Source organism: Edaphovirga cremea (genome assembly GCF_003332275.1).
Lineage (GTDB): Bacteria > Pseudomonadota > Gammaproteobacteria > Enterobacterales > Enterobacteriaceae > Edaphovirga > Edaphovirga cremea.
On record NZ_QOVA01000001.1, the window covers coordinates 630,677 to 639,993 of the forward strand.

Annotated in this window: 7 protein-coding genes; 6 read left to right on the forward strand and 1 reads right to left on the reverse strand. The window is 49.1% G+C overall.

Annotated features, from left to right (window positions below; genetic code table 11):
• Positions 1–504: 504 nt before the first annotated feature.
• Entirely contained in the window at positions 505–2,268 is a 1,764-nt protein-coding gene (ycaO, locus tag DRI82_RS02870) for a 30S ribosomal protein S12 methylthiotransferase accessory factor YcaO (protein ID WP_114191976.1), read from the reverse strand.
• A 271-nt stretch (positions 2,269–2,539) separates the two neighbouring features.
• Between ycaO and DRI82_RS02875 the strand changes: the two genes are divergently transcribed.
• The 6 genes from DRI82_RS02875 (at position 2,540) to ihfB (ending at position 9,102) form a co-directional block, all read left to right on the forward strand.
• Positions 2,540–3,232: a DUF421 domain-containing protein gene (locus DRI82_RS02875; protein ID WP_114191977.1), complete on the forward strand. Its 693-nt coding sequence runs from the start codon at positions 2,540–2,542 to the stop codon at positions 3,230–3,232.
• Positions 3,233–3,471: 239 nt separating this feature from the next.
• On the forward strand, positions 3,472–4,557 hold the full coding sequence (gene serC, locus DRI82_RS02880) for a 3-phosphoserine/phosphohydroxythreonine transaminase (protein WP_114191978.1): 1,086 nt from the start codon (positions 3,472–3,474) through the stop codon (positions 4,555–4,557).
• 124 nt (positions 4,558–4,681) lie between these two features.
• The gene (aroA, locus tag DRI82_RS02885) at positions 4,682–5,968 is read left to right on the forward strand and encodes a 3-phosphoshikimate 1-carboxyvinyltransferase (RefSeq protein WP_114191979.1); all 1,287 of its coding nucleotides are present in this window, start codon (positions 4,682–4,684) and stop codon (positions 5,966–5,968) included.
• Positions 5,969–6,211: 243 nt separating this feature from the next.
• A complete protein-coding gene (gene cmk, locus DRI82_RS02890; RefSeq protein ID WP_114191980.1) occupies positions 6,212–6,901 on the forward strand; it encodes a (d)CMP kinase in 690 nt (229 codons plus the stop codon).
• Between the two features lie 182 nt (positions 6,902–7,083).
• On the forward strand, positions 7,084–8,757 hold the full coding sequence (gene rpsA / locus DRI82_RS02895; RefSeq protein WP_114191981.1) for a 30S ribosomal protein S1: 1,674 nt from the start codon (positions 7,084–7,086) through the stop codon (positions 8,755–8,757).
• Between the two features lie 60 nt (positions 8,758–8,817).
• Positions 8,818–9,102: an integration host factor subunit beta gene (gene ihfB, locus DRI82_RS02900; protein ID WP_114191982.1), complete on the forward strand. Its 285-nt coding sequence runs from the start codon at positions 8,818–8,820 to the stop codon at positions 9,100–9,102.
• The last annotated feature ends 215 nt before the right edge of the window (positions 9,103–9,317 follow it).

A 9,317-nucleotide genomic window follows, 5' to 3' on the forward strand; every position in this document is an offset into this window, starting at 1 on the left:
TGGATCATAAGGCGGGAATTTAATGGGCCTTTAAAGCCTTTTAAAACACAAGGTTAACGGTCTATTTATATGATTTTAAAGTAAAAAATAAATTTTAATATTTGCAAAATTTTTTTAAGGCACGCCGGGCAATATATATTTTACGTTAAAAATAGTGTGTTAATGTGATCAAATCAATCATGTTAATGAATTAATATTTCATTTTTATGTTACGTATCGATAACAATCAAAAGAAAGAAAATAAAATTTGCCTTAATGTGCTCAAAAACACGGTAAATCTATTTTTTTGATCGCCACTAATTTCCCCACCAGAGTAAAGGAATGATTCCTCCGTCAGTGAAAAATGTGCTTCGGCAAAGGGGGAAATGCTCATACTCAGAAATCCAGGCACTAATTCAAGCGGGACATATTAACCCAATTTATCCTTTATAGGTAGCTGGTGGGAGTAGTCATGATGAGGAAGAGGAGTACAGGCGGCAGATGCCGCCTGTTGAAGCGTAGGGATCAGCTTTTTGACCAATGACGGCGTTTTGCGTTTTGTAGTTTCTCATAGGCCGCCAACAAGGATTGATGCGCGGGTAACGCTTTCAGATCGCTGTCGACAGCAAAGAGCCCATTGAAACGCTCTTCACCGCTGAGCGCAGCCGATGCGGCATCGACTGCATCCTGACCGTACATTTTGACGAAGGCATTCAGGTATTGCGCGGGTTCGCGGTCTGGTTCGAGAGCCAGCAGCAGTAATGTTTGCAGGCAGCGGTAGTAATTGCTGCGGGCCGGGGTAAAGACGGAAGCATTGAATTCCTGGGTCCACTCAGCCCAAATCAACGCCTGGTCGAGATCGCCACCCGCCAATGCCAGCATTGATTTCAGTTCGCCTACGCGCAACGTATACCAACCATTGTCTTTTCCAGACGCGATGCCCAGCAGTTCACGCACGCGTGTAAAGTCATCCAGACCCTCATCATCCAGTTCCTGAATCAGGGCCAGATACTCTTCCTGCGTCCATTCAGTGTCTGGCAGCGCCAGGATCTTTTCGCGCAGGTGAGCGCCCATGCTGTTATTTGCCAGCAGCAGATCTTCGGCAGGGTAAATATCTGACATGCCGGGCACCAGGATACGGCAAGCGTAGACATCCAGATGCTCATAGTCGGCGATGTAAACTTCAGCATCTTCCTGATTGAAAATAGCCATCAGCGTGGCGAACTCTTCTTCCGTCGTTCCGCTGAAGCTCCAATCGGCGAATGCATAATCCGCGTTTTGCTTAAACATATCCCAGGAGATCAAACCGCTGGAGTCGATGAAGTGTGTTTCGAGGTTCGCATGCTCAGCGACTTCTTCATCATCAAAGGTCGGTGGGGTGAAAACGTCCAGATCTTTAAGGCTGCGACCCTGCAGAAGCTCGGTCACCGTACGTTCGAGGGCTACGCCGAAGTCAGGGTGGGCGCCAAACGAGGCAAAACAGGTTCCGTTGGCCGGGTTGAACAGCACAACGCAGATGACAGGATATTGGCCACCGAGCGAGGCGTCATAAGAAAGGATAGGAAAACCTTCTTCTTCCAACTTACCGATCGCTTCGACCACACCAGGATAACGGTTTAGCACCTCCGCCGGAATTTCTGGCAAGCTGATGGATTCAGCAATGATACGATTTTTTACATAGCGTTCAAAGACTTCAGATAGCCCCTGCACGCGTGCTTCATTCGCGGTATTGCCCGCTGACATACCGTTGGAGACATACAGATTGCCGATAATATTCATCGGAATATAGACGGTTTGCAGATCAGATTGACGGGTAAATGGAAGTGCGCAAATACCACGTGAACGATTACCTGATTGCAGATCGATCAAATCGGTCGCCGTCAATTCTTGCTCAGGATCGTAAAACGCATGCAGGCGCTTATCCAGAATCCCTTGTGGCAAGGCGTTGTCTTCAGGCAACGGGAACCATTTTTCATTGGGGTAATGAACGAAATCGCCATTGGCAATGCCTTTGCCCAAATAGAAATCGGCAAAAAAATAGTTGGTCGACAGGCGTTCAAAATATTCACCCAGTGCCGAGGCGAGAGCCGCTTTTTTACTGGCGCCTTTACCATTGGTAAAACACAGCGGGCAATCGCGATCGCGGATGTGCACTGACCAGACATGGGGAACAGGATTGAGCCAGGAGGCCTCTTCGATATTGAAACCCAGGTCAGTCAGTTTTTGTTGAAAGCGAGCGATAGACACTTCAAGCGCTGCATCTTTGCCGGGGATAAAAGTTTGCGTCATTGATTTCACTTATGCACAGTACTAAAAACGCGCAATCATACGGGGTTTTACCCTTTAGCTCCATGTATTCCTTATGGTGCTTTATTGCCACAGTAAGTGAAGGGATAAATTTGATAATTCAGCAATTTAATTCATTTCATACGGACGAGGGTTTTAACGGGACAGCTCACAGGCTTTGCATTCTTTCTGCCAGTCCCTTAGGACGCAGCTATGCTTGTATTCATTAATGCAGTGATATCAATTTTACGTCTTTAACATGAGGCAATCAGGAATGCAGGCTTTTGATCTTAAAAGGATGGTTCTCGATGAATTCCCGCTGGAATTTCTGGGGGAAGTCGTACTGCGTTGCGTGTTTACTTTCATCATGGTGTTCATCTTCCTTAAAATGACAGGGCGTCGCGGTGTCCGGCAAATGTCGCTGTTTGAAGTGGTTATAATATTGACACTCGGTTCGGCGGCTGGAGATGTGGCCTTTTATGAAGATGTCCCTATGCTGCCGATCGTGGTGGTATTTTTCTCAGTGATGGCTTTGTATCGTCTCTCTACCTTATTAATGAACCGCAGCGACAGAATGCAAAACTGGCTGGAAGGCAAACCTTTGGTAATCATCCGTGACGGGGTATTTGATTGGGACACGATGCAGAAGGCCAATATCACCCACGATGAGTTTTTTATGGAGTTGCGTCAGGAAAGGGTGGAGCACCTGGGACAGGTTCGACTGGCCATTCTGGAGGTGAACGGTGCCATCAGCGTCTATTTTTTTGAGAAGGAGAGGGTGAAACCCGGGCTGCCTGTGATGCCTGCTGACTATGTCGATATGTTCGAAAAAGCGGATGACAACGCTGACTATGCCTGCAGTATTTGCAGCGTCATCCGGACCTTGCAGCGCGGTGAACGTTGCACCTGCTCGCGTTGCGGGAATACACATTGGGTGAGGGCCTTTACCAATAGCCCTGTTACTTGAGATGCCTCTTTTTTTAACCGCGCCAAGGTATTGAACTGCAGAAAATAAGGTATTGAGCGGAAGAAATAAAGTCCTCTTCTTGGTCGCCGCTACGCTATTTAGAACAGAATAGCGGCCAGATCGCAGTGCGATCGTCGGACTCTGATGAATAACCATTGCAGCAGGTGTGCACGAGTGATAAAACCGATAGATTGGATAGTTAAAATCGGTCGTCATCTTAGTGAATATGGTGAGGGGAAATGAGTCAGGTTTTCAATTTTAGTGCTGGCCCGGCCATGCTGCCGGTAGAAGTGTTGCGTCGCGCCGAACAGGAACTTTGTAACTGGCATGGTCTGGGTACATCGGTGATGGAAATCAGCCATCGCAGTAAAGAGTTCATTCAGGTCGCTGATGAATCCGAGCAGGATCTGCGTGACTTACTCAAGATCCCTTCCAATTATAAAGTGTTGTTTTGTCACGGGGGCGCACGTGCGCAATTCGCGGCAGTACCACTGAATCTGTTGGGTGAAAACAAGACAGCAGATTATATTGATGGCGGCTATTGGGCGCACAGCGCAATCGCGGAAGCGAAGAAATACTGCCAGCCCAATGTCTTGGACGTTACTACCCACGTCGATGGTCTGCGTGGCATCAAGCCTATGAGCGAATGGTCGCTGAGTGCTGATTCTGCCTTTGTTCACTATTGTCCCAATGAAACGATTGATGGCGTAGCGATCAATGAAATCCCCAACTTTGGTGACAAAGTTGTAGTTGCCGATTACTCCTCGTCCATCCTGTCACGTCCGATTGATGTCAGTCGTTTTGGCGTAATTTATGCGGGCGCACAGAAAAATATCGGCCCTGCGGGGTTGACCGTGGTTATCGTCCGCGAAGATTTGCTGGGCAAAGCCCGCGTTGAATTGCCTTCCATCCTTGACTACAAAGTGCTGGCTGACAACGATTCGATGTTCAACACGCCACCTACTTTTGCTTGGTATCTCTCTGGCATGGTGTTCAAATGGCTGAAGGAGCAAGGCGGTCTGGTTGAGATGGAAAAACGCAACCAGGCGAAGTCCGAACTGCTCTATGGCGCAATTGATAACAGCAGTTTCTACCGCAATGAGGTGGCACCCGCCAACCGCTCGTGGATGAACGTGCCTTTCCAATTGGCCGATGCCGCACTGGATAAAGTGTTCCTGGACGAATCCGTCAAGCAGGGTCTGCACGCACTGAAAGGTCACCGTGTTGTCGGTGGCATGCGTGCTTCGATTTACAATGCGATGCCTATTGAGGGGGTGAAAGCCCTGACTGATTTCATGGCTGACTTTGAACGTCGTCATGGTTAATCTGTTGAACCGCATCGCGGTGAGTCGATAATGTTGGATCCTTGCGCGATCTGATGATGTAAACGTAACCCCGGCCAATTACCGGGGTTACTTTATGGTTTAAAGTTTGGAGAAAGTGTTGCACATGCAGGAATCACTGACGTTACAACCGGTTGCATTGGTCAATGGCACCGTTAACTTACCCGGCTCGAAGAGCGTGTCAAACCGAGCACTGCTGCTGGCTGCGCTGGCAGAAGGTACCACTCGGTTAACCAATTTGCTGGACAGCGACGATGTGCGCCATATGTTGAATGCACTGCAGCAGTTGGGCGTAACTTACCGTTTGTCAGCGGATCGAACCCAATGTGAAGTCGAGGGTTTGGCCGGTCCCCTACGTGCGCAGCAGCCGATTGAGTTGTTCCTGGGCAATGCCGGTACCGCGATGCGTCCTCTCGCGGCGGCACTTTGCCTGACGGAAGGCAATATTGTTCTTACCGGTGAACCGCGGATGAAAGAGCGTCCGATTGGCCATTTGGTTGACGCTTTACGCCAGGGTGGTGCGCAGATTGACTATCTGGAACAGGAAAATTACCCCCCCTTAAGGCTGCACGGGGGTTTTGCCGGTGGTGATGTCAGCGTAGATGGCAGTGTGTCCAGCCAATTCCTGACGGCCTTGCTGATGGCTGCGCCGCTTGCCCAGAAAAATACGGTGATCCGTATCAAAGGTGAATTGGTATCAAAACCCTATATTGATATTACCCTGAATCTGATGAATACGTTTGGTGTATGCGTAACCCACGATAACTACCAGACTTTCCATATTGATGGTCAGCAGACCTACCGTTCACCAGGCGCATATCTGGTTGAGGGGGACGCCTCTTCTGCCTCTTATTTCCTGGCTGCCGCAGCCATAAAAGGTGGCACCGTACGCGTTACGGGCATCGGTAAAAAGAGTATGCAGGGTGATATTCGCTTCGCTGATGTATTGGAACAAATGGGCGCGGTGATTCACTGGGGTGATGATTACATCGAATGCAGTCGCGGAGAACTGCGCGGTGTTGATCTGGACATGAACCATATTCCCGATGCAGCGATGACCATCGCGACGACGGCGCTTTTCGCCCAAGGTGAAACAACTATCCGCAATATCTATAACTGGCGGGTAAAGGAAACCGATCGCCTTGCCGCCATGGCTACCGAACTGCGAAAAGTTGGTGCTGAGGTGGAAGAGGGTGAGGATTACATCCGCGTTGTTCCTCCAGCAAAACTGTCCTTTGCCGAGATTGGCACCTATAACGATCATCGCATGGCGATGTGTTTTTCGCTGGTGGCGCTTTCAGATACACCCGTCACCATTCTTGATCCAAAATGCACGGCTAAAACCTTCCCGGACTATTTTGAGCGACTGGCATCGCTGAGCCAACCGGCCTAGCCTTCGTTTTTCTCTCTTCTGTTATCTGGCAACGGGTACCTTCGGGTATCCGTTTTTTGTGGCAGTTTTTGAGAAGTAATAACCTTGGGTGTCTATCTTCTGTTCATTCGGAATGGTTATGTTCCTATTTTCGCCGTTCGCGTAATATCAGGGTAACAGTTGTTCCGCATGCAGCGTATAATGCTGCACCTGAGTTAGCCGATTGGGTTAATGAAGAGGTTTCCCCACCTAAAGGAGAGAGAAATGACGGCTATGGCCCCGGTGATAACCGTTGATGGACCAAGTGGCGCAGGTAAAGGAACGCTGTGTAAAGCTCTGGCAGAAACGCTGGGTTGGCGTTTACTGGATTCGGGTGCGATATACCGTGTTTTGGCTCTTGCCGCACTCCATCATCAGGTTGATATCAGCTCTGAAGAGGCGTTAGTTCCGCTGGCCGCACATCTCGATGTCCGTTTTGTGGCGCAAAATGGGCAGTTGCTCGTCATTCTGGAAGGTGAGGATGTCAGTAATGAGATCCGCACCGAAACTGTAGGTAATACAGCATCACAGGCAGCAGCATTCCCGCGTGTGCGTGAAGCCTTGCTGCGGCGCCAACGCGCGTTTCGCGAAGCACCTGGCTTGATTGCCGATGGTCGCGACATGGGGACCATCGTGTTTCCTGATGCGCCAGTGAAGATTTTTTTAGATGCAAGTGCAGAAGAACGTGCGAACAGACGCATGCTACAGTTGCAGGAAAAGGGCTTTAGTGTTAACTTTGAACGTCTTTTAGCCGAGATACAGGAACGGGATGACCGGGATCGTAATCGTGCTATCGCGCCGTTAGTGCCGGCTTCTGATGCGCTCGTACTGGATTCAACCAGTATGTCCATTGATGAAGTTATCGCACGTGCTCTGGCTTACGCTCAGGGCATTCTGGCGTTGCCGCAAAAATAGAGAGCGGTTTAACAGGGGGAACGTGTGCCTTTCTTTACTTTTTTATAAAGTAGCTAGGTAGCGATTCAGCCCAAAGTTTATATAACCCTGCTGCAAAGGAATTGTGGTGGGGCATTGTGAAACAACCCCATCCGGCGGGATGCTAGATGGACGTTAAACTTAAGAACCTAAAGATTATCAACATGACTGAATCTTTTGCTCAACTCTTTGAAGAATCCTTAAAAACAATCGAAACCCGTCCGGGTTCCATCGTCCGTGGCGTTGTTGTGTCTATCGACAAAGATATCGTACTGGTTGACGCCGGTCTGAAATCTGAGTCCGCTATTCCAGCAGAGCAGTTTAAAAACGCACAGGGCGAACTGGAAATCCAGGTTGGCGACGAAGTTGATGTTGCGCTGGACGCTGTTGAAGACGGCTTCGGTGAAACTCTGCTGTCCCGTGAAAAAGCTAAGCGTCATGAAGCTTGGATCACGCTGGAAAAAGCTTACGAAGAAGCTGCAACTGTTACCGGTGTTATCAACGGTAAAGTTAAAGGCGGTTTCACTGTAGAGCTGAACGGTATTCGCGCGTTCCTGCCAGGTTCATTGGTAGACGTTCGTCCGGTACGCGACACGCTGCATCTCGAAGGCAAAGATCTTGAGTTCAAAGTCATCAAACTGGACCAGAAACGCAACAACGTTGTTGTTTCTCGCCGTGCAGTAATTGAGTCTGAGAACAGCGCAGAGCGCGATCAACTGCTGGAAAACCTGCAGGAAGGCATGGAAGTTAAAGGTATCGTCAAGAACCTCACTGACTACGGTGCATTCGTTGATCTGGGCGGTGTTGACGGCCTGTTGCACATCACTGATATGGCTTGGAAACGCGTTAAGCATCCAAGCGAAATCGTCAACGTTGGCGATGAAATCAATGTGAAAGTGCTGAAATTCGACCGCGAACGTACTCGTGTTTCCCTGGGCTTGAAACAGCTGGGTGAAGATCCATGGGTCGCTATCGCCAAGCGTTATCCAGAAGGCACCAAGCTGACTGGTCGTGTAACCAACCTGACTGATTACGGCTGCTTCGTAGAAATCGAAGAAGGCGTTGAAGGTCTGGTACACGTTTCTGAAATGGACTGGACCAACAAAAACATCCACCCGTCAAAAGTTGTCAACGTTGGCGACGTAGTGGAAGTTATGGTTCTGGACATCGACGAAGAGCGTCGTCGTATCTCCCTGGGTCTGAAACAATGCAAATCTAACCCATGGCAGCTGTTTGCAGAAACCCATAACAAGGGCGACCGTGTTGAAGGTAAGATCAAGTCTATTACTGACTTCGGTATCTTCATCGGCCTGGATGGCGGCATCGACGGCCTGGTTCACCTGTCTGACATCTCCTGGAACGTTGCAGGCGAAGAAGCAGTACGTGAATACAAAAAAGGCGACGAAATCGCAGCTGTTGTTCTGCAAGTTGACGCAGAGCGTGAGCGCATCTCCCTTGGCGTGAAACAACTGGCTGAAGACCCGTTCAATAACTACCTGTCTATGAACAAGAAAGGTGCAATTGTTACTGGTAAAGTCACAGCAGTTGACGCTAAAGGTGCTACAGTTGAATTAGCAGGTGGTGTAGAAGGTTACCTGCGTGCTTCAGAGGCTTCTCGCGACCGCATTGAAGACGCAACTCTGGTTCTGAACGTTGGTGATGAAGTTGAAGCGAAATTCACCGGTGTTGATCGTAAGAACCGCGTTGTTAGCCTGTCCGTTCGTGCTAAGGACGAAGCTGATGAGAAAGATGCAATTGCAACGGTTAACAACAAACCGGAAGAAAGCAACTTCTCCAGCGCTATGGCTGAAGCTTTCAAAGCTGCAAAAGGCGAGTAATGACGGGGGGCGGCTCTGTCGCCCCGATACGGTAGTTTAGCTGCAAAGCTTGGAGGAACTATGACCAAGTCTGAACTTATTGAAAGACTTGCTGGCCAGCAATCTCATATACCAGCGAAGGCTGTTGAGGATGCAGTGAAAGAAATGCTTGAACATATGGCTGCTACATTGGCTGATGGTGAGCGCATTGAGATCCGTGGATTCGGCAGTTTTTCTCTTCACTACCGTGCTCCGCGTGTGGGACGCAATCCGAAAACTGGTGACAAAGTTGAGTTGGACGGTAAATACGTTCCTCACTTCAAGCCAGGTAAAGAATTGCGTGACCGCGCTAACATCTATGCATAGGTAGTGAACCGGGCATGGTGTAATTGCCTAACATAGTGTTATTGCCTAAGAGAATACGAACGGCACCTTAACTGGTGCCGTTTTTTTGTGCACAGAAAACCTCCAGCTAGGCTGGAGGTTCCGTAAAGCTTTCAGCTTTGAGCCAGTTATAAAAACCCCTTTTGATTTGTTAAAACAGTTTGCGGTCTGGCAACTGCAAACGTTCAACAAGAAAT